The sequence below is a fragment of the Streptomyces niveus genome (assembly GCF_001723055.1).
Taxonomy (GTDB): domain Bacteria; phylum Actinomycetota; class Actinomycetes; order Streptomycetales; family Streptomycetaceae; genus Streptomyces; species Streptomyces niveus.
Map to the genome: position 1 here is coordinate 1 of NZ_MDCR01000601.1, position 551 is coordinate 551.

The following is a 551-nucleotide window of genomic DNA, read 5'->3' on the forward strand; positions in this document are numbered from 1 at the left end:
CGCTCCAACCGCCCCCAGACCGCCAGCCCCACGGACGCCACCGCGCCGAACAGGATCACGGGCGTCGGGATCGGAATCGGCAGTGGCATGGGCAGAGGGACCGGAACGAGCGCCGCCGTCACAACGCACCCCCGATCAGCGTCCGCAGCCTCGGCCAGCCCCGCTCGTACGCGAACCCCTCCGCGCCCCAGCGCAGCGCGGGCACCGGCACCACCAGCCCCGCCGCGTCCCGCTCCAGCACATGCACCTCGGCGATACGGCGCAGCCCGGCCGGGTCCCGTACGAGATGGATCACGACCGACAGCGCCGCCGCCAACTGGCTGTGCAGAGCGGCCCGGTCGAGTCCGGCAGCCGTCCCGAGGGCCTCCAGCCGCGCGGGCACATCGGCCGCGGTGTTCGCGTGAACCGTCCCGCAGCCCCCCTCGTGGCCCGTGTTCAAGGCGGCCAGGAGAGTCGTCACCTCAGCTCCCCGTACCTCCCCGACCACCAGCCGGTCGGGCCGCATCCGCAGCGCCTGCCGCACCAGGTCCTCCAGGGTCACCTCGCCCGCG

General features: G+C 74.6%; 1 protein-coding gene. It reads right to left on the reverse strand.

Annotated elements, in window-relative coordinates; translation table 11 throughout:
• Window positions 1–118: 118 nt before the first annotated feature.
• Window positions 119–551, reverse strand: a 433-nt coding sequence (locus BHU15_RS37835) for an ATPase, T2SS/T4P/T4SS family (RefSeq protein WP_171908545.1), incomplete at its 5' end; no start/stop codon positions are given.